This window comes from Roseofilum halophilum BLCC-M91, from assembly GCF_030068445.1.
Lineage (GTDB): Bacteria > Cyanobacteriota > Cyanobacteriia > Cyanobacteriales > Desertifilaceae > Roseofilum > Roseofilum halophilum.
This window is the reverse complement of record NZ_JAQPOK010000089.1, coordinates 1-18,418: the sequence shown is the minus strand read 5'-3', so window position 1 is coordinate 18,418 and position 18,418 is coordinate 1. Positions and strand designations below refer to the sequence as shown.

11 protein-coding genes and 1 tRNA gene are annotated in these 18,418 nt (G+C 48.0%); 6 read left to right on the top strand and 6 right to left on the bottom strand.

Annotation, left to right across the window (positions count from 1 at the left end):
• Positions 1-67: 67 nt before the first annotated feature.
• Positions 68-1,486, bottom strand: a complete 1,419-nt coding sequence (gnd, locus tag PJF56_RS12005) for a decarboxylating NADP(+)-dependent phosphogluconate dehydrogenase (protein ID WP_283762913.1) — start codon at positions 1,484-1,486, stop codon at positions 68-70.
• 219 nt (positions 1,487-1,705) lie between these two features.
• On the opposite strand from gnd, the gene PJF56_RS12000 reads away from it, so the two are divergent.
• The 3 genes from PJF56_RS12000 to PJF56_RS11990 all read left to right on the top strand — a co-directional run bounded on the left by PJF56_RS12000 (position 1,706) and on the right by PJF56_RS11990 (position 7,229).
• Positions 1,706-3,223 (top strand): Ycf66 family protein, encoded by a 1,518-nt coding sequence (locus tag PJF56_RS12000; protein WP_283762912.1) that lies wholly within the window; start codon positions 1,706-1,708, stop codon positions 3,221-3,223.
• Positions 3,224-3,355: 132 nt separating this feature from the next.
• Positions 3,356-6,841 carry an isoleucine--tRNA ligase gene (gene ileS / locus PJF56_RS11995; RefSeq protein ID WP_283762911.1) on the top strand — a complete coding sequence of 1,162 codons (3,486 nt, stop codon included), beginning with the start codon at positions 3,356-3,358 and terminating at the stop codon, positions 6,839-6,841.
• Between the two features lie 52 nt (positions 6,842-6,893).
• Positions 6,894-7,229, top strand: a complete 336-nt coding sequence (locus tag PJF56_RS11990; protein ID WP_283762910.1) for a nucleotidyltransferase domain-containing protein — start codon at positions 6,894-6,896, stop codon at positions 7,227-7,229.
• A 169-nt stretch (positions 7,230-7,398) separates the two neighbouring features.
• On the opposite strand, the gene PJF56_RS11985 is transcribed toward PJF56_RS11990, so the two are convergent.
• Positions 7,399-8,760: a hypothetical protein gene (locus PJF56_RS11985; RefSeq protein ID WP_283762909.1), complete on the bottom strand. Its 1,362-nt coding sequence runs from the start codon at positions 8,758-8,760 to the stop codon at positions 7,399-7,401.
• 506 nt (positions 8,761-9,266) lie between these two features.
• A tRNA-Arg gene (locus PJF56_RS11980) sits at positions 9,267-9,339 on the bottom strand.
• A gap of 162 nt (positions 9,340-9,501) precedes the next feature.
• Here PJF56_RS11980 and purH point away from each other — a divergent pair.
• The gene (gene purH / locus PJF56_RS11975; RefSeq protein ID WP_283762908.1) at positions 9,502-11,040 is read left to right on the top strand and encodes a bifunctional phosphoribosylaminoimidazolecarboxamide formyltransferase/IMP cyclohydrolase; all 1,539 of its coding nucleotides are present in this window, start codon (positions 9,502-9,504) and stop codon (positions 11,038-11,040) included.
• A gap of 3 nt (positions 11,041-11,043) precedes the next feature.
• Here purH and PJF56_RS11970 read toward each other — a convergent pair whose 3' ends face one another.
• Positions 11,044-12,045, bottom strand: coding sequence for a M23 family metallopeptidase (locus PJF56_RS11970; protein WP_283762907.1), 1,002 nt, complete (start codon positions 12,043-12,045; stop codon positions 11,044-11,046).
• A 15-nt stretch (positions 12,046-12,060) separates the two neighbouring features.
• Entirely contained in the window at positions 12,061-13,779 is a 1,719-nt protein-coding gene (locus PJF56_RS11965) for an ABC-F family ATP-binding cassette domain-containing protein (protein ID WP_347179531.1), read from the bottom strand.
• A gap of 335 nt (positions 13,780-14,114) precedes the next feature.
• Between PJF56_RS11965 and PJF56_RS11960 the strand changes: the two genes are divergently transcribed.
• Positions 14,115-14,414, top strand: a complete 300-nt coding sequence (locus PJF56_RS11960) for a hypothetical protein (protein WP_283762905.1) — start codon at positions 14,115-14,117, stop codon at positions 14,412-14,414.
• A 2-nt stretch (positions 14,415-14,416) separates the two neighbouring features.
• Here the strand turns inward: PJF56_RS11960 and PJF56_RS11955 are convergent, their stop codons facing one another.
• Positions 14,417-15,316: a glutaminase gene (locus PJF56_RS11955; RefSeq protein WP_283762904.1), complete on the bottom strand. Its 900-nt coding sequence runs from the start codon at positions 15,314-15,316 to the stop codon at positions 14,417-14,419.
• A 123-nt stretch (positions 15,317-15,439) separates the two neighbouring features.
• Here PJF56_RS11955 and secA point away from each other — a divergent pair, with 123 nt between their 5' ends.
• The gene (secA, locus tag PJF56_RS11950) at positions 15,440-18,268 is read left to right on the top strand and encodes a preprotein translocase subunit SecA (RefSeq protein ID WP_283762903.1); all 2,829 of its coding nucleotides are present in this window, start codon (positions 15,440-15,442) and stop codon (positions 18,266-18,268) included.
• Positions 18,269-18,418 lie beyond the last annotated feature (150 nt).

The following is an 18,418-nucleotide window of genomic DNA, read 5'->3' as shown; positions in this document are numbered from 1 at the left end:
TTAGACAAGATGTAGGGGCGTTTCATGTCCCCAAGGGAAACAGGCGGAAAGCCCCTACACTTCTGCTCTAGCTCATCCACTGACTATGGAAAAACTCCCCTCTCGGTTTATCAACCCGTTCATAGGTATGAGCGCCAAAGAAATCCCGTTGCGCTTGAGTCAAATTCTGCGGTAACGTCGCGCGACGATAGCTATCAAAATAGTCCAAGGACGCACTAAAAGCCGGAACCGGAATCCCCAACTGACAAGCCAAAGCCAACACTTCCCGCCAAGCTTGCTGACGGTCTAGAATGGTCTGCTTAAACTCAGGAGCAAGCAACAAATTAGGCAAACTCGGATTCTCCTTAAACGCCACCTTAATCTTATCCAAGAAGCCCGCGCGAATAATACATCCACCTTTCCAGATGCGGGAAATCTCGCTCAGATTTAACTCATAGCCAAACTCCTGAGAAGCCTTACTCAGTAGCGCCATCCCCTGGGCATAGGAACAAATTTTAGAGCAATACAGAGCATCCCGAATCTTAGGAATAAATGCTTTGAGATCTCCGTCATATTGGCCACTCGGCCCCGTTAACTCCTGAGACGCTGCTACCCGCTCTTCCTTATACGAAGAGATAATCCGAGCATTGACGGCTGCCGTAATCGTGGGAATACTGACCCCCAATTCCAGAGAAGTGACCACCGTCCAGCGTCCCGTCCCTTTTTGACCGGCTGCATCCACAATCAGATCGATAACATGCTGATTGGTCTCTGGATCGATCTTTGTAAAAATGTCTCTAGTAATCTCAATCAGAAAGGAATTGAGTTCCTCGGTTTCATTCCACTCCTTAAACACTTCATGGAGTTCGGGATTGGTTAAACCGACCGCATTTTTGAGCAAATCGTAGGCCTCAGCAATCAACTGCATATCGCCATACTCAATGCCATTGTGAACCATTTTCACATAATGACCCGCTCCACCTTTACCAATAAACGTGACACAAGGGCCATCATCCACTTGGGCGGCAATTTTGGTGACAATGGGTTCTAATTCCTGGTAGGCGGCTGGCGTTCCCCCTGGCATTAAACTGGGGCCATTGAGCGCTCCTTCTTCACCGCCACTGACTCCCATGCCCACAAACCCTAGGTTACAGGCTTCTAGATCTTGGGTGCGCCGTTCGGTATCTTCATAGAGGGAGTTACCGCCATCGATAATCATATCTCCTTCATCGAGCAAAGGCTTGAGGCTATTAATCACGGCATCAACGGGTTTACCTGCTTTTACCATAATCAAAATTTTGCGCGGGCGATCGAGTTTTTGCACAAACTCTTCCAGGGTTTGGGCGGCTAAGAAATTTTTCCCCTTGGCTCTGGTGGCCATAAACTCTTCAGTTTTGGCATAAGTTCGGTTATAAACCGTTACGGGAAATCCATTCCGTTCTACGTTTAGGGCTAGGTTTTCACCCATAACTGCAAGGCCAATTAGACCAAAACTTGGCTGTGTCATAAGTTTATATACTGGTGTAACCAACAATTGCTTGCTATACAGCACTTGCTTCTGCGATGATGTCGGTTTGCATCGGAAACTGCTATAACAGCAAATTACCTACAAGGTTAGCCCGATCTGTAAAATAGTCCTGTAAAGAAGAGATTAAGTCTGGGTCAGCACGGTAAAATGACCCTGTAGGCTGTAGACAGAGAATTAGTAACAGAGGGTTCAGCAGGTATGGCACGAATTCTGGCATTGGCCGTTGGTTTGGGAAGTTTTGCCTTTTATATGGCTTTCTTCTTTTTTCCAGAAGTTTATCGGCGTAAAAGTGATTTTATCTGGAGTGGGCTAGGCTTTCTCTATGCCCTCACCCTCTGGTTTTGTGCTGGACGGTTTACGGGTGCGGTGATGCTCGGTCAAATGGCGGCGGTTCCCCTGTTGTTGTATTTGGGTTGGGAATCCCTAACTTTGCGTCGCCAATTAACGCCTGCTGGCCAACAAACGCCTGTGGAGGCGGAAGAGTTAAAACAAAATGGTTTAGGCGCTCTGAATCGTTTGTTTAAGAAATCGACTGCTCCAGAGGTGGCTGTTCCTGATGCTCGGACTCCAGAATCTGATGTTCCTGTTGCCGAAGGAGAAACGCTTCCAGAAACTCCTGTCCCGGTAGGCACGGAGGAAACGGTGAGTGAACCGGAACCGAGTGCAGAAGACGCGCCTATGGCTGAACCTGAATCTCCTGTATCTCCAGAACCTGAACCTGAGCCAGAACCAGAGGTGGTGCAAGGGGTAGGAGAATCGGTGAGTGAGCAGACAGAGGTGACTGAAGCAACTGAAGCAACTGAAACAAGGGAAGAGCTGGAAGAAGAAACTCCAGAGAATCAGGAAACTCTAGAGTCTGTACCAGAATCTCCAGAACTGGAGACGCAAACGCCAGAACCTCCAGCTACTGCTCCGGAACCGAAGTCTAAAACTCTGTCGAGTGTTTTGGGTTTCTTGAAGAGTTTGACGGCGCGATTGCAAAAATCGAAGCCGTCTGAAACGCCTTCTTCCGATGGGGAAACATCAGATGGGGAAACTTGGACTGAAGAGGAGTCAGAGTCATCAACTGCTGAAACTCCAGAACCGGAAGTGGTGGAGGAGGCGGTGGCTAAAACTCTAGAGACTCTGGAAACTCCAGAACCGGAAGTGGTGGAGGAGGCGGTGGCTAAAACTCTAGAGACTCCGGAAACTCCAGAAACTCCGGAGGCGGTGGCGGAGACTCTAGAGACTCCGGAAACTCCAGAAACTCCGGAGGCGGTGGCGGAGACTCTAGAGACTCCGGAAACTCCAGAAACTCCGGAGGCGGTGGCGGAGACTCTAGAGACTCCAGAGACTCCAGAAACTCCGGAGGCGGTGGCGGAGACTCTAGAGACTCCAGAGACTCCGGAAACTTCGGAAGGGGTGGAGGAAGAAACCCCAGCACCAACGGAACCAGAGCCATTGCTAGATGAAAAAAGTTCAGAAGATGCTTCTGAGTCGGAAAATGCTGAAATTCCTCCAGCTTCGGGTTCAGACTTGCCGGAGACGGTTTCAGAGTCTTCTGAGACGACGGAAGAAGAGGGGGTGGAGGATGATTCTATAGACTCCGAGGAATCCGAGTCGGAATCGGAGCCAGAAACGGATGAGGAAACTGAAGCGGAATCTACGGAACCGACAGAAACTCAGGAGAGCAAACCTTCTCGTTCTCGGTCTTCAAGACGCAAGAAACGGAGATAATGGCTGATAAAGTTCCATAAAATGCTCACCTGGATTTTAACCGGGGAGGCGATCGCCCTTAAAAGCCGATAAACTTCCCTGTTACAATCTGACTACAGAACCCTTTTGTCCCTAACCCTCCCAATAAGTACCGTGACAGCAGCAAAAGACTATAAAACCACTGTTAATTTGCCCAAAACTGGCTTTGATATGCGGGCAAATTCCACCAAAAAAGAGCCGGAACTGCAACAATTTTGGGCAGATCATCAGATTTATGAAAAGCTCTCCCAAGAAAATCCGGGGGATTTGTTTATTCTCCATGATGGCCCGCCCTACGCTAATGGTTCTCTGCATATGGGCCATGCGTTGAATAAAATCCTTAAGGATATTATTAATAAATACAAGTTGTTGCAAGGCCATAAAGTCCGCTATGTACCGGGGTGGGACTGTCATGGGCTACCGATTGAACTGAAGGTGCTTCAGGCAATGAAGTCGGCGGAGCGCAAGCAGTTAACGCCGATTACCCTGCGGCAAAAAGCGGCCGAGTTTGCCCAAAAAACGGTTGATGAACAACGAGAAAGTTTTAAGCGCTATGGAATTTGGGGAAATTGGGAGAATCCCTATTTAACCCTGACTCCGGAATATGAGGCGGCCCAAATTGAGGTGTTTGGGCAAATGGTACTCAAGGGTTATATTTATCGGGGTCTGAAACCGGTACATTGGAGTCCGAGTTCTCGCACTGCTCTGGCGGAGGCTGAGTTGGAGTATCCGGAAGGCCATACCTCTGATAGTATCTATGGGGTGTTCCGGATGGTGCATCTGAATGATGCGGTGTTTGCCCAGCTTAATCCGTTTATGCCGGATTTGGGGGTCGCTATTTGGACGACGACACCTTGGACGATTCCGGGTAATTTGGCGGTAGCGGTGAATCCAGCATTGACCTATGCGGTGGTGGAAACCCCTTGGGGTAAAGGAACCCGGAAGACGAAGGGTAAGGGATTTGCGAAAGGAAGTGATGCAGAGAGTGAAGCCACGGATCAAGGGACTTTACCGAAGTATATCTTGGTGGCAGAAGGGGCGATCGCCCGCCTCTCGGAAGAATTGGAGATTAAACTGACGCTGAAGGCGAAGGTTAAGGGGCAGGATCTGGAGCATTGCACCTATCAACATCCTCTGTTTAACCGGGAGTCTCCCATTGTTGTGGGTGGAGAGTATGTAACTACGGAGTCGGGGACGGGATTAGTTCATACGGCTCCTGGCCATGGTCAAGACGATTTTATGGTGGGTCAACGCTATGGATTGCCGGTTTTGTCCCCGGTAGATGATGCGGGTACGTTTACGCAGTTAGCGGGTAAATTTGCGGGATTAAATGTGCTAAAGGATGCAAATCAGGCAATTATTGAGGCGTTGACGGAAGCGGGCGCTTTAATCAAACAATCGCCCTATGTGCATAAGTATCCCTATGATTGGCGCACTAAAAAACCGACGATTTTCCGGGCGACTGAGCAATGGTTTGCTTCGGTGGAGAAGTTCCGAGAAACGGCTTTAGAGGCGATCGCCTCGGTGAAATGGATTCCAGCTTCTGGCGAAAACCGGATTACTTCCATGGTTTCGGAGCGATCGGATTGGTGTATTTCCAGACAACGGAGTTGGGGCTTGCCCATTCCGGTGTTCTATCACCAGGAAACCAGAGAAGCTCTGTTAACCCAAGAAACCATTGACCATGTGAAAGCCATTATCGGCGAGCAGGGTTCGGATGCTTGGTGGACTCTTTCTGTAGAAGAATTATTACCGCCCAAATATCAAAAAGAGGCGCAGAATTACCGCAAAGGCACGGATACGATGGATGTGTGGTTTGACTCTGGCTGTTCCTGGGCTGGTGTGGCAGTGGCGCGGGAAGAGTTGAAATATCCGGTGGATCTGTATCTGGAAGGCTCCGATCAGCACCGGGGCTGGTTCCAGTCTAGTTTGCTCACCAGTGTGGCGACTCAGGGGATGGCTCCCTATAAGAGCGTTTTAACCCATGGGTTTACCTTGGATGAACAGGGACGGAAGATGAGTAAGTCTCTGGGCAATGTGGTCGATCCGTTGGACATTATTAATGGGGGTAACAATAAGAAGGAGGCTCCTCCCTACGGCGCGGATGTGCTGCGTCTGTGGGTGTCTTCGGTGGATTATTCTTCCGATGTGCCCATTGGGAAGACGATTCTGAGACAGCTATCGGATGTGTATCGCAAGATCCGCAATACTTCCCGGTTCCTGTTGGGGAATTTATATGATTTCGATCCAGAGCGCGATCGCGTCCCCTATGAGGAAATGCCAGAGTTAGACCAGTATATGTTGCATCGCATGGGGGAAGTGTTCGCCCAAATCACCGAGGCGTTTGAAAGTTATCAGTTTTTCCGCTTCTTCCAAACGGTGCAGAATTTCTGTGTGGTAGATTTGTCTAATTTCTATCTGGATATTGCCAAAGATCGGCTCTATATCAGTGCCGAAAATGGCAAACGTCGCCGCAGTTGTCAGACGGTGCTGGCGATCGCCGTGGAAAACTTAGCACGGGCGATCGCTCCCGTACTCTCCCACATGGCAGAAGACATCTGGCAAAATCTACCCTACAAAACGCCCCATGAATCGGTCTTTCAGGCGGGATGGTTGGTGACTGAACCCTATTGGCACAATCCCCCGTTAGCCGAAAAATGGACAAAATTGCGCCAAATTCGCATGGAAGTGAATAAGGTATTAGAAGGGGCACGGAATGCTAAGGCGATCGGCTCGGCTCTAGAAGCCAAAGTCTTGCTTTATGTCGCCGATGCCAAGTTCCGGGAACAGTTAGAAGCCTTTAACCCTGAACTCTCCGTCGCCCTCAAACCGCAACCGCAACCCGTGGCAGAAACGCCAGAAAGCGCGGTAGGGGCGGGTTCAGGAAATGCTTGGTCTTCCAACCCAGATCTGGGTGAACCCGCCCCTACGGAACCAGGATCGTTGGGCGAGTTCATGGCAGTTGCCACCCGATGGTGGAAACAATGGCGGCAATGGGTAAAAGATTATCCCCGCGCCTTCTTGACTCTATTCGTCTTAGTCGGTGGTGCAGCAACGGTAAATGTAGGCTGGACAACGGCTCAATCGATGCTGAAGTTGCCCATCTTCTCCCTCCTGTTGGAACTGGTAGGCATTATCTATACCATCTGGTTTGTGCGGCAACGGCTGTTCTATGCCCAAGAGCGCTCGGCTCTCTTGAGTCAGGTGAATCGGGCAGTGCAAGAGTTTATGGGAACCGGAAAAGCCTCCGAACCGGTGGACAGTTTTGCACCTGTTGCAGAAGAGGTCACTTCGACTCCGCTCAGTGACCTCAGTGTAGAAGATGCGCCATCGGAGACTCCAGAAGAGGTCACTATTGGCAATGGAGTGGATGAACTGCGCTATCTGTTCATTACTTCCCAAGTGGAATTGGTGGACGATCTAAAAGCGTTAGAAGGGTTAGAGCATAAGGCAGCAGGCGATACTCTGGGGATTGGTGTGGTGAAAGCAGAGGGCGAAAAGTGCGATCGCTGCTGGAACTATTCCACCCACATCGGCGAAAGCGCTGAACATCCCACCCTCTGCGAGCGGTGCGTTTCCGCCCTAGATGGGGAATTTTAAGGTGTAGGGGCGGCCGGAAAGCCCCTACATATATTGACATTCTATTAGGGTTATGCTTCTTAAAGAGAGGCGATCGCTAGTGGCGATCGCAACGAATACCCTCAAAGAATATTTACAACAACTTTATCAGAACAATCTAGATCGAGTGATTTTGTTTGGTTCCCAGGCAAGGGGGGAGGCTGAAATCGATTCCGATGTCGATATTTTGATTGTGCTGAAACATTCATTTATCTATTTTGACGAAATCAAAAGAATCAGTGGATTTATTAGCGATTTGTGCTTGAATTATCACCTATATTTAAGTTGCTGTTTTACCACTTCTGAAACCTGGAACAACTCAAGAACTGGATTTTATCGCAATGTGCGAAAAGAGGGAATTGAAGTGTGAACGAAGCTCAAGGTCATATCAAGTCCGGTTTCCGCAAGCGGACATGAAAATGAGTTAAACTAGCGGGCAAGATGCCCGCACTCCCTCAATTATTTGATATTACTGGAGTGGGAGCATCTTGCTCCCTACATTTTTAATTATGGTATTCAAGCGGATTTGATATCATTGTTCATTCTTCCTCCTCCAAAAAATCCTCGTGATTTTCATGGAGAAAATCCACAGGTTTATCCATATGCAATTGGGAAAAAATCTGATATTTATCTAAATTCGAGGCCGACTGACTTCCCAAACTCTTTTGGTCAATGCGGACTAAGTTGTACTGGACATTATCCGCATAAATCGCAAAAGCAATATTCAACACTTCCATAAAGTTAATCAGCCACTTACATTCATTTTCTGGATAATCTTTATAGTAGTGAATTAAATCCGCAATTCTAGCCTCCAGGTGAACCCTAGTCGGTTTACTGATCAAGATCAACTTCAGCATCATCGTCACTAACGTCAGAGGATTATTTTGAGCCACCCACAGCACAAATAAATTTGAAGGAGTTTTCCGGTCTTCAGTGGTCAGATATTCAACAACGCGGTTACAAGTTCTCAGCAGCAGAGCTTTATTGACCGGCAGATCGTCATAGTCAGTATAGAGATTATTTAACTGAACTGACAACTTATTTTCAATTAAATGGATAAAAGCAGTATCATCTACAGAAAACACCAAGTAACGCTGGAGAGCCTGCTTGAATTCTTGATAACTAATATCCTGAGTTTGTTGCAGGAAAATATGAGCTAAATTCAAATAATTGTATGGCCCGCGTCTCAGAAGGATCGTTTTAATCAGATGTAACACTTCATCCCCTAACTGGGTCGGATTTTGAGGCAGTTCACTGTCCTGATTATGGGTAAGCTGAGACCGGGTAGTGTACATCGCTAAATCAAATTTGAACTTTTCTTTAAGTTCGTGCGATCGCACTTTAGCCGCTTGCCGTTGTTCGGCAGAGTTCTTGATGTTAATATATTGGGGCACTAACAGATAGGAGGTGTAGCGATTACTCCAATTCTTTTCTTCGACACCGAACTTAGCACAAAAAAGTTTGATTTCTTCATAGTCGCTGCTCTTAACAAAGTTAAGCGTCCACTTTCTCAGTCTTTTAATGGGTGCAGAATGGCTAGGACGACCAATCGTTTGATCTTCAAAACTATTGACTAAATCCTGAACCGCTTCATGATGTCTACTGGCTTCCCAGTTATTAATTAAAATATAACAGCACCGTTTTAAGGTATGAGTAAATTCTTCTTCTTGATTGGCAAATACGAGATTAAACAAGGCTTGATTAACTGCTTTATTGCTAACTTCTAGGTGAGCAATAAATAACTGCTTAAATTCTTTCAGAACTTGCTCTGGACTCTCTTTTTTGACAATCGATAAGAAATAACGATAAATCGTTTCTTGGTATTGACCAAGGTTTTTCTTTAGTTCTCTTATCTTGAAACCAGAAGGTGGATAATTTTCATCCATTAAACTAGGTCCCATCTTAGTTGCCCCTTTTTGGATTGTTCCGCACCCCAAGCCCTAAAGCATAGCTCATTGAATGGAAATATTGCCATACTAAAGAAATCCTCTGTTTCTCATTAATACGTTTAAACCGTATCTGCAATGAGAAGACTCCTATGATTTATATTACTTATTAGGTTAACCTATTTCCGGCTAAATTGGGTGTAATTGGGATGGGTTTATCCGGTCACCTCTTGAGGTCAAATATTAGTCAAAGCCGGCCTCTTGCGGGATAAAGAGCTGACGTTTTAGGAGTTTCTGGTGGGGAAAAAGGACTTGAATCCAATCCCCTGACACCAGCTAAGGCTACTCTAGGGGCTAAAAGCCTTATGGAATCTACCATACAGCACCTTGACGAAACAACAGGTAGAGGTTTGATAATTGTACCTTACTACCCATGCCGTTTCCTGTTTCTGGTTTGAGGTGGCAGATTGGAACTGTCCTTTCCTTCTCTGGGGTGTGATAGTCGGTTTAGGTTGAGATAACGAGCACGGAGGGATTTGAACCCCCGACACCCAGAACCGGAATCTGGTGCTCTATCCACTGAGCTACGTGCCCTTAACCTAAAGGATTATAACACAGATGTTCCCGGATTCAAATCTTTTTTGGGTTTTCGGCTGGGAACTGAGGAGGTGAGAATTTTAAGGTTTAATTTCTAATTGGTAATAAACCCCTGCTGTATCCTTAAACATGGCGCATCAATCATGGAACAAGTAGATTATGGCTCCTCTCGCCCTTCTTAGCACATCGGATAAAACGGGACTGGTGGATCTGGCCCGGAGTTTGGTGGAAGAATTTGGATTTGATTTAGTCAGTAGTGGAGGTACAGCGAAAACCCTACAAGAAGCTGGCTTAACGGTAACTAAGGTGGCTGACTATACGGGATCGCCGGAAATTTTAGGCGGCCGGGTGAAAACGCTTCATCCTCGCATTCATGGGGGGATTTTAGCACGGCGCAATCTGGAGGGGGATCTTCAGGATTTAGCGGATAATGAGATTCGCCCCATTGATTTGGTGGTGGTGAATTTATACCCGTTTGCACAGACGATCGCCAAACCGGATGTGAGTTTAGAAGAGGCGATCGAAAATATCGATATTGGCGGCCCTACGCTGCTGAGGGCTTCGGCTAAAAATTATGCCCATCTCACCGTCCTCTGCGATCCAACGGATTATGATGCTTATTTAACCGAACTGCGTCAACAGGGGGGCAAAGCTTCCGCAGAATTTCGCAAAGAACGGGCGATTAAAGCCTTTGCCCATACTGGGGGCTATGACCGAGCTATTACGGCTTATCTCACCGGTCAGCAAGAGGAACTCTTACCTCCAGAATTTAGCCTATCGGGAGAGAAGCGGCAAACCATGCGCTATGGGGAAAACCCCCACCAGAGCGCTGCTTGGTATCAGACGGGGACGGGGAAAGAGGGATGGTCGGGAGCGACCCAATTACAAGGTAAGGAACTGAGCTATAACAATTTGGTGGATTTGGAGGCAGCGCGGGAAATTATTACCGAGTTTACGGATAAGCCAGCCGTGGCTATTTTGAAACATACTAATCCCTGTGGACTGGCGGTGGCGGATACCTTGCTGGAAGCTTATGAGAAGGCGTTAGCGGCTGATTCTGTTTCGGCATTTGGCGGTATTGTGGCTCTGAATAAACCCCTTGATGGGGCTACGGCCCAGGAGTTAAAAAAGATGTTCCTGGAATGTGTGGTGGCTCCGGGCTGCGAACCGGAGGCTGAGGAGATTTTACACAAGAAATCGAAGTTACGGGTGTTGGTTTTACCGGATCTGATGCAGGGGCCGCCCGTGAAGATCAAGGGGATTGCTGGTGGGTTCTTGTTGCAAGAGAGCGATCGCACCATTAGCACCCCGGATCGGTGGCAAGTGGTGACGGAAAAACAACCGACTCCAGAGCAGTTGGAAGAGCTGTTTTTTGCCTGGAAAGTGGTCAAGCATGTGAAATCGAATGCGATCGTGGTGACCAAAAATCAAACCACCTGTGGGGTGGGAGCGGGTCAAATGAACCGCGTCGGAGCGGCGCAAATTGCCCTGGAACAGGCGGGAGAAAAGGCCCGTGGGGCCATCCTTGGCAGTGATGCTTTTTTCCCCTTTGACGACACAGTACGCAAGGCTGCGGCTGCTGGGATTGAGGCGATCGTCCAGCCTGGGGGCAGCGTGCGGGATAAGGACTCGATCGCCGCAGCCAATGAGTTAGGGGTGGTGATGGTGTTTACCGGAATGCGCCATTTTCTCCATTAGACTTCAGTACCGCAAATTTCGGCCTAAGGCCTGAATATATAACCCCGGATCTTCAGCCACCCAACCCACAGGCGATCGATAGCGCATTTCAAAATGGAGATGGGGAATGGAAAACTGGGGATTTCCAGTGGTTCCCACGGTTCCCAGTCGGTCTCCCTGACGGATGGTTTGACCGGCGGAAACTTCAATAGTTTGCAGATGAGCGTAACGGGTTTGTCGTCCTCCGGGATGGTTGATGACCACAAGTTGACCATAGGAGCCGCGATCGCCTGCATAAGCAACGATACCCTCTCCCACTGCCAAAACCGGAGTGCCAATAGGAGCGCGGATATCGACTCCGCTACTAAATTCTCGTTTAGAGGTCTGTGGATTTAAATACCAACCATACCCTTTGAGTAAGGGGGCAATCTCCGGCAGGGGATAGGTAGAAAGTCGGGTTCGCACTTCCCTCGATGGCCGACCGGGAGTCCAGTTTACCCCTGGCACAAACACCATTTCTGGGTTTTGTTGACATCCATTCACCTCAAAGAGAGCATCGGCCGGCACTCGGTAAGCTTCTGCCACATCTCGCCAAGTTTTACCCGCCGGAATCCGTACTAACACCCCATCATAGGGCGGAATCACAATTTGCGTGCCCATGGGGGCTTCTCCGTTGCGTAGGGAACGATTGAGACCCATTAAGGTTGAAGGCATTAATTGATGGTTGGCCGCAATCTGGCTTAGGGTTTCTCCCGGAGCGATCGTGTGATAAATGAAGCGGTCTATGGCGGGTTCTTTGGGGCAGAGTTGTCCTGGATTGGGAGATAAGGGAATGAAAGATGGTTCATTTATGGGGGTTTGGGCAAAGCTAGCAGAAGTTGAGATTAATGGCAAAATTAAATACACAATAAAAATCAAGCCCATCCTTTGATTACTCCCCAAACGTAAGTCCCGCAAGCTATTGCCTGCTGCCTCTTGCCTTTTGCCTAGCGCGAAGCGCTGTAACTGCCACATAAACTGCCACATAATCAAGAATCCCTGTTAATTCGCTTTGGCTTGCTTTCTCGCCTTTTGTTTCGCTTTTTGTTTCTCCCGTTTCGCGGCCGCTTTTTCTGCTTTCGCTTTGGCGATTTCCGCTAATTTTAACTTTTCTTTTTCTTCGGCGATTTTATCGAGATAATAATGGTAGTTCCCCAGATAGACTTGAAATTCACCGTCGCGAATTTCTACAATTTTATTGGCGACTTGGGAGATAAAATAACGGTCGTGGGAGACAATAATCGCTGTGCCATCGTAATGTTGCAGCGCTTCTTCCAACATTTCTTTTGCGGGAATATCTAAATGGTTGGTCGGTTCATCTAAGATTAACAAATTTGCGGGTTGTAAGAGCATTTTAGCTAGGGCTAACCGGGCTTTTTCTCCTCCACTGAGGGCTTCCACCTTTTTATAAACCATATCCCCACTAAATAGGAAGCGACCTAAGAGGGTACGCACTTCTTCATTAGTCCAATCTGGGACTTCATCATGGATGGTATCCATGACGGTTTTACCTAGGTCTAAGGCTTCCGCTTGGTTTTGTTCAAAATAGCCCGGAATGACGTTATGTTTGCCTAAGCTGACGCTGCCTTCGACTGGAGGTTCCCAGCCCATCATTAATCGCAGTAGGGTGGATTTTCCGCAACCATTGGGGCCTAAAATGGCGATGCGATCGCCCCGTTCAATTCCCAGAGATGCCCCCAGAAACAGGATCTTATCGTCATACAGGTAGGTTAAATCCTTGATATTCACCACCTCCCGACCACTGCGCGGGGAAGGGGGGAAGCGAAAATGCAGGGTTTTGAGGTCACTAACCGGCGCTTCGATGCGCTCTATTTTGTCGAGCTGCTTCTCGCGACTTTTGGCTTGGGTGCTGCGGGTGGCACTGGCGCGAAATCGCTCGATATAGGCTTGTTGCTTATCGAATTCCTTTTGTTGATTTTCGTAGGCACTGAGTTGGGCGGCTTTTTGCTCGGCTTTTTGTTGCAGATAGGCGGAATAGTTGCCTAAATAGGTGGTGGAGACTCCGCGCTCGGTTTCTACGATTTGAGTGCAGAGGCGATCGAGAAATTCCCGGTCATGGGAGACGATCACCATGGGAAGGGTTGAGCTTTTGAGATAGGTTTCTAACCATTCAATGGTTTCTAAGTCTAGATGGTTGGTTGGCTCATCGAGGAGGAGGAGATCGGGGGATTGTAGGAGGATTTTACCCAGTTGAATCCGCATTTGCCAGCCCCCAGAAAAGGCGCTGACGAGGCGATCGCCATCATCGGGTTCAAACCCCATCTCTGGTAACATCTTCTCGATCTGCGCGTCTAACCCATATCCATCGAGCGCTTCAAAGTGTCGTTGCTGCTTATCGAGCTTATGGATGAGAATATCTAGCTCCTCTGGGGTAGCCGTTTGCATCTGATGCTGAATTTCGGCGATCGCATGATGAACTCTATTGGCTTCATGGAACACCTTCCAAAACTCTTCGCGCACCGTATCCCCAGGGTTCACATCAAATTCCTGGGTCAAATAGGCGATCTGCAAATTTGTCGGCCGGATCACTTCCCCAGAAGTCGGCTCAATTTCTCCGGCAATAATCTTGAGCTGGGTCGATTTTCCGGCCCCATTCACCCCCACCAAACCCACGCGATCGCCCGGTTTCACTTCCCAGTTGATATCACTTAACACTTGGCCAGTCGAATAAATTTTGCTGATATGCTCTAATCGCAGCATCGAAACCTCCAAGGGCAGGGTAAGCGTCAAAATTCAGAATAATGAGTCAATGGACTTCCGGTTTTCGCTCATAATTACAGTTAATCACCGTTAGCCATCATCGGGGGTTTATAATTCTTAACCATTATATCTGGTTCAGTCCCCTGCTGAAGGCGATCGCTCAAATCCAGGTTCCTGTACTCTCCTGTTCCTGATTTTCCCTGGATTTCCAGGATAAGTGTGTTGTTTAACACCCAACAAGTGTAAACTTATCTAACTGAAACCGGAATCAACCCTCTCAAGCATTGAGGCCTTCCGATAATCACCCGTTCTGACTGTTATCTTCAATCCTAGCTATGGCCACATCCTCTAACTCAACTCCCCCCATCCTATCGAGCGAACCCAGCAGACCCTTACACGCCACAATTCAAATTGGTCTGTATCTTAAGGACTCTCCCCAAAGTCAGCCCCTATCCACATTCATTACAGTCAGTCGCATTCCTATGATGGGGGAATTTATTGAAATTGGAGGAACGCTCTATCGCGTCTTTCTTGTTTGTCATCAACCCGAATCCCAAGAGGTCACTGCATCTGTCGCAGCAGTGAAAACCCCCTGGGAATCTTGCCAAAGTTTAATTGCCACCCAAAATATATAGCTTTAATCTTGCAAATAAGCAGCTATTCGTTTTAATAATGCCATTCCCACAACCGAATTTCCCGTGGAATCGAGAAGGGGACTATATATGGCGATCGCCCCCTGTTGGGGAACCAAGGATAACAATACTCCACTGACTCCTGATTTTGTGGGTAATCCCACTAAACGAGAAAATTCAGTAGAATATTCATATAATCCACAGGTTTGGATTAACTGAGTTACCCAGAGTTGATGTTCTGACTGAGTTTGGCCTTGTGGATCGATTAATCCTAATCCCAATTTTACTAAATCTGCAAGACTTGAGGATAAACAACAAACCCGTTGATAGGTATCTAAAGCCACCGCTTCAGAACTGCCTAAATAACCCGATTGTGCCAAGAGTTTCGTTAACTCCTGATTGATTACATTGGGTAAAGATTCCACAGAGGCTAAAAGTTGTCGATCTAAAAATAAGTGAGTTTGACCATCCTTATTGAGCCGATCGCAGAATTTTTGGCACTTTTCCATACCCGTCGATCCGGGTAAGTGGGAACAGAGGGCGATCGCCCCACTATTAATCATCGGATTCCGGGGAAATCCCCCATCTGCCTGTAACTGCTCCACCGAGTTATAGGATAAATCCGAAGGCATATGACCCACAATCCTCTTAATTTTATCAATCCCAAGCTGTTCTAAAGCATACAACAAAACAAACGGCTTAATCACACTCATCAACGGTACAGAACTTTCCCCCCATCCATACCCTGGACAATCTAAGCTTTGAATATAAATACCCATATGTTGTGGATCGACTTGAGCCAATTGAGGAATATAACTGGGCAGTTCCCCCGACAAATCGAGCCGTTCAATGTCGGTTAACCATGGCTCTACAGTAGATTGAGTTATGCTATTCAAATCTCTCATACCAACTCTTTAACCTTTGATTTTTCCATTGACCGATTACCCATTACCCATTACCCATCTTAGAAGTGATACCATAATAAAAAGTCTTTTGCACCGCGCGTCGTCTGGTAGAGTACATCGATTATGCTGAAAAACCTGTTTGGTGACCCCAACACCCGCAAACTCAAAAAATATCAGCCCTTCGTGGCTGAAATCAGCCTCTACGAAGAAGACATCCAGAGCCTATCCGATGACCAGTTGAGAGGAAAAACCGCAGAATATAAACAAATTCTGGAAAAAGCCGGTTCTGAGCAAGCGCAAAAAGAATTACTCGATGAAATCCTTCCCGAAGCCTTCGCCGTTGTGCGCGAAGCCTCCAAGCGCGTCCTGGGAATGCGCCACTACGATGTCCAGATGATTGGGGGGATGGTTCTCCACGATGGCCAAATTGCCGAAATGAAAACCGGGGAAGGTAAAACCCTAGTGGCAACCCTTCCCGCTTACTTAAACGCCCTGAGCGGCAAAGGGGTTCACATCATTACCGTCAACGACTACCTCGCCCGTCGGGACGCGGAATGGATGGGGCAAGTCCATCGTTTCCTAGGCTTAAGCGTGGGCTTAATTCAGCAGAGCATGGCCCCCTCAGAACGCCGCAAAAACTATAACTGCGATATTACCTACGCCACCAACTCCGAAGTCGGATTTGATTATCTGCGCGATAATATGGCTTCCTCCATGGCTGAAGTCGTACAGCGGCCCTTTAATTTCTGCATTATTGATGAAGTGGATTCGGTCTTAGTCGATGAAGCGCGAACCCCTCTAATTATTTCAGGTCAAGTCGATAGGCCCAGTGAAAAGTATATCAAAGCCGCTCAACTGGCCCAAACCTTGGTTCCGTTGGATGAGGAAAGCGGACAGGGCCATTATGAGGTCGATGAAAAAGCCCGCAATGTGCTGTTAACCGATGAGGGATATATTGCGGCTGAGGAATTTTTGCAAGTTGCGGATTTATTCAACCCGGATGACCCTTGGGCCCATTTTGTGTTTAACGCCATTAAGGGCAAGGAGTTGTTTATTAAGGATGTCAACTATATTGTCCGCGACGATGAAATTGTGATTGTCGATGAATTTACTGGTCGGGTGATGCCCGGTCGTCGCTGGAGTGATGGACTACATCAGGCGATTGAAGCCAAAGAGCATGTGGAAATTCAGCCGGAAACCCAGACCTTAGCAAGCATCACGTATCAGAATTTCTTTTTGCTCTATCCTAAGTTATCGGGAATGACGGGGACGGCGAAAACGGAAGAAGCGGAATTTGAGAAAATCTATAGCTTAGAAGTGACCATTGTCCCCACCAACCGGCCTACGGGACGTAGAGATATGGCGGATGTGGTGTATAAGACCGAGGAAGCGAAGTGGAAGGCGGTGGCTCAAGATTGTGCCGAATTGCATCACCAAGGGCGGCCGATTTTGGTGGGAACGACGAGTGTGGAGAAGTCGGAGGTGTTGTCTAATCTGTTGAGTCAGTTGGAAGTCCCCCATCAGTTGCTGAACGCCAAGCCGGAAAATGTGGAGCGGGAGTCGGAAATTGTGGCTCAAGCGGGACGGAAAGGAGCGGTGACGATTGCCACGAACATGGCAGGACGGGGTACGGATATTATTTTGGGCGGAAATGCGGATTATATGGCCCGGTTGAAGTTACGGGAGTATTTTATGCCCCGAATTGTGAAACCGGAAGATGAAGAGGGGATGAAAATGGCTAAAGTGCCGGGTACGGGTAAACGGAAGTCAGCCCAAGGGTTTAGTTTGGATAAGAAGGTGAAAACCTGGAAGGTGTCGCCGAAGATTTTCCCCACCCAGTTGTCGGCGAGTACGGAAGCGAAGTTAAAAGAGGTGGTGGATTTTGCGGTGTCTGAGTATGGGGAGCGCTCTTTAGCGGAGTTGGCAGCCGAGGATAAGGTGGCGGTAGCGGCGGAAAAAGCGCCGACGAATGACCCGGTGGTGCAAAAATTACGGGAAGTGTTTAATCTGATTCGCTCGGAGTATGAGGAGTGGACTGACCGAGAACATGAGGAGGTGATTTCTCTTGGTGGGTTGTTTGTGATGGGGACGGAACGTCATGATTCGAGGCGCATTGATAATCAGCTTCGAGGTCGTGCGGGTCGTCAGGGTGACCCCGGAACGACGAAGTTTTTCTTGAGTTTACAGGATAACTTATTGCGGATTTTTGGGGGCGATCGCGTGGCTGGTTTGATGAATGCCTTCCGCGTGGAAGAAGATATGCCTATCGAGTCGGGAATGCTTACCCGTTCCCTGGAAGGGGCGCAAAAGAAAGTTGAAACTTACTACTACGACATCCGTAAGCAGGTCTTTGAATATGACGAGGTGATGAATAACCAGCGCCGCGCCATTTATGCTGAACGCCGCCGGGTTTTGGAAGGGCAGGACTTGAAAGAACAGGTGATTGCCTATGCCGAACGGACGATGGACGATATTGTAGAAGCCTATGTTAACCCAGAATTGCCGGCCGAAGAGTGGGATTTGGGGCAACTGGTGGGCAAAGTGCAAGAGTTTGTCTATCTGCTCAGAGATTTGCAACCGCAGCAACTGGAAGATTTGAGCTTCAGCGAGATGAAAACTTTCTTGCACGAGCAAGTCCGTATTGCCTACGACTTGAAAGAGGCGGAAGTTGACCAGATTCAAGCTGGGTTAATGCGTCAAGCGGAACGATTTTTTATTCTTCAGCAAATTGATACCCTCTGGCGGGAACATCTGCAACAAATGGATGCCCTGAGAGAGTCGGTTGGGTTGCGCGGTTATGGGCAAAAAGACCCCTTGATTGAGTATAAGAGTGAGGGCTATGAACTGTTTTTAGAGATGATGATTTCGATTCGCCGAAATGTGGTCTATTCTCTCTTCCAGTTCCAACCCCAAGCTCAACCCAAGGCTACTGCCCAACAAGGGACGGTATAGGTAGAAGGATTGAAACTCTGCGGTCTAAAGACGCGCAGATTCTTAAGAAGTCCAAAAATGAACTCTTAAAGGCGTAATCAAAGCGCCTCTACTTAGTTGGCTTAAGTTAAGCTTGAGCCTTCCAGATACTTTTCTGAGAATATTTGCTGC

Bases quoted from the DNA above. Each gene is read 5' to 3' on its own strand.
- PJF56_RS11970 (WP_283762907.1), bottom strand. From the start codon at position 12,045: ATGTGGCAGTTTATGTGGCAGTTACAGCGCTTCGCGCTAGGCAAAAGG.
- purH (WP_283762908.1), top strand. From the start codon at position 9,502: ATGGCTCCTCTCGCCCTTCTTAGCACATCGGATAAAACGGGACTGGTG.
- PJF56_RS11965 (WP_347179531.1), bottom strand. From the start codon at position 13,779: ATGCTGCGATTAGAGCATATCAGCAAAATTTATTCGACTGGCCAAGTG.
- gnd (WP_283762913.1), bottom strand. From the start codon at position 1,486: ATGACACAGCCAAGTTTTGGTCTAATTGGCCTTGCAGTTATGGGTGAA.
- secA (WP_283762903.1), top strand. From the start codon at position 15,440: ATGCTGAAAAACCTGTTTGGTGACCCCAACACCCGCAAACTCAAAAAA.
- PJF56_RS11985 (WP_283762909.1), bottom strand. From the start codon at position 8,760: ATGGGACCTAGTTTAATGGATGAAAATTATCCACCTTCTGGTTTCAAG.
- PJF56_RS11960 (WP_283762905.1), top strand. From the start codon at position 14,115: ATGGCCACATCCTCTAACTCAACTCCCCCCATCCTATCGAGCGAACCC.
- PJF56_RS11990 (WP_283762910.1), top strand. From the start codon at position 6,894: ATGCTTCTTAAAGAGAGGCGATCGCTAGTGGCGATCGCAACGAATACC.
- PJF56_RS12000 (WP_283762912.1), top strand. From the start codon at position 1,706: ATGGCACGAATTCTGGCATTGGCCGTTGGTTTGGGAAGTTTTGCCTTT.
- PJF56_RS11955 (WP_283762904.1), bottom strand. From the start codon at position 15,316: ATGAGAGATTTGAATAGCATAACTCAATCTACTGTAGAGCCATGGTTA.